The organism is Rhizobacter sp. (assembly GCF_035702065.1).
Taxonomy (GTDB): domain Bacteria; phylum Pseudomonadota; class Gammaproteobacteria; order Burkholderiales; family Burkholderiaceae_C; genus Rhizobacter.
This window is the reverse complement of sequence record NZ_DASSRA010000185.1, coordinates 1-2,199: the sequence shown is the minus strand read 5'-3', so window position 1 is coordinate 2,199 and position 2,199 is coordinate 1. Positions and strand designations below refer to the sequence as shown.

Annotated in this window: 1 protein-coding gene; it reads right to left on the bottom strand. The window is 71.0% G+C overall.

Annotated elements, in window-relative coordinates; all coding sequences use genetic code 11:
- Window positions 1–2,199, bottom strand: a 2,199-nt coding sequence (locus tag VFL64_RS08685) for an efflux RND transporter permease subunit (RefSeq protein WP_489539981.1), incomplete at both ends; no start/stop codon positions are given.

The window sequence follows — 2,199 nt, the reverse complement described above, 5'->3', positions numbered from 1 at the left end:
CCCATGTCGCGGAAGGTCTCGTAGGTGATCTGCCATTCGCCGTCCCACTTGATGGCGTAGTCGCGCCACGGGTCGGCGGGCTGGCGGATGAAGGTCTCGCCGAGCAGGCCGCCGCCCGGTGTCTTCACCTGGGCGAGCACGCTGCGCATCTTGAACATGCCGTAGAGCGGGCTGTCGACCGCGCCGGCCATGTCGCCCACCACGTAGTGCACCGGCAAGCCGTCCTTGTGAAGGATGGGCTGCTCGCGCAGCGTGTCGCTCACGGTCACGAGTTCGCGGATGGGCACCACCTGGCCGGCCGCGCCGCGCACGCCGAGTTGCAGCAGGGCGTTCAGGTCGCCGTGGCTTTCGGCCGGCAGCTGGATCGTGGCGGCCGCGGGGTACTTGCTCTGGTCGTGCAGGTAGGCGGTCGACTCGCCGGCCAGCCCCGCGCGCAGCGTGCTCACGATGGCGGCCTGCGGCACGCCCAGCATGGCGGCCTTGCGGCGGTCGACCAGCAGCAGCTTGCGTGGCGCATCGGCAATGCCCGAGTCGTCGACATCGACCACACCGGTCGTCTGTTCGAAGACCTTGCGCACCGCCTGCGCCACCTCGCGGCGGCCCGACGCCTCGGGCCCGTAGACCTCGGCCACGATGGGCGAGAGCACCGGCGGGCCGGGCGGCACTTCGACCACCTTCACGTTGGCGCCGTGGCGCGCACCGATCTGCTGCAGCTCGGGACGCAGGCGCGTGGCGATGGCGTGGCTCTGCTCGCTGCGGTGGTGCTTGTCCACGAGGTTGACCTGCAGGTCGCCCACTTCGCCGCCGGCACGCAGGTAGTACTGCCGCACCAGGCCGTTGAAGTTGATGGGCGCGGCGGTGCCGGCATAGGCCTGGTAGTCGGTGACTTCGGGCTGCGTGGCGACAAAGGCGCCCAGCTCGCGCAGCACGGCGGCTGTGCGTTCGAGCGGCGTGCCAGCCGGCATGTCGACGATGACCTGGAACTCCGACTTGTTGTCGAAGGGCAGCATCTTGAGCACCACCAGGCCGACGGCCGGCAGCGCGAGCGAGACGGCGATCAGGCCCGCCACGCCGAGACCGAGCAGCTTGCGGTTGCGCCCGCCGCGCTGCGGGTGGAGCAGGGGGCGGAACACGCGGTCGAACAGGGGCCCGAGCTTGGCGGCCAGGCCCTGGGGCTCGGCGTGCGCGTGGCCGGTGTGCTTCATCCACAGGCGCGAGAGCCAGGGCGTGACGATGAAGGCAATTGCCAGCGACAGCAGCATGCCCATGCTCGCGTTGATGGGGATGGGGCTCATGTACGGGCCCATCAGGCCGCTCACGAAGGCCATCGGCAGCAGGGCGGCGATCACCGTCAGCGTGGCGAGGATGGTGGGGCCGCCCACCTCGTCGACCGCGCCGGGGATCAGCTCGGCCAGCGTCTTGTCGGGGTGCAGCGCCATGTGGCGGTGGATGTTCTCGACCACCACGATGGCGTCGTCGACCAGGATGCCGATGGAGAAGATCAGCGCGAAGAGCGACACCCGGTTGAGCGTGAAGCCCCAGGCCCACGAGGCGAAGAGTGTCACCGTGAGCGTGAGGATCACCGCGCTGCCCACGATGGCCGCTTCGCGCCGGCCGAGTGCCACGAACACCAGCGCCACCACCGAGGCGGTGGCGAAGAGCAGCTTCTGGATCAGCTTCATCGCCTTGTCGTTGGCGGTGGCGCCGTAGTTGCGCGTCTCGGCCACCTGCACGTTGCCGGGGATGAGCGTGTTGCGGGCCGACTGCACGCGCTGCATCACCGCATCGGCCACGCTGATCGCGTTCTCGCCGGGCTTCTTGGTGATGGCGAGCGTGACGGCGGGCGCGTCGCCTTCCTTCGTGCCGTGCCACACGTAGCGCTGCGGCGGCAGCGGGCCGTCGACCACGCGCGCCACGTCTTGCAGGAACACCGGCTTGCCGTTGCGCACGCCGACCACGAGCGCGCCCACGTCACGCGCATCGCGCAGGAAGGGGCCCGATTCGAGCGCCACCGCGCGGTCGCCGCCCAGCAGGTCGCCCACGGGCGCGCCGAGGTTGGCCGACTGCAGCGCCTGGCGCAGCTCGGCCACGGTGACACCGGCGCCGGCCATGCGGGCGGGGTCGATCTCCACCCGCATCGCGCGGCCCGGGCCGCCGATGGTGGCGACCTCGCGCGTGCCGGGCCCGCGCGTCAACTCG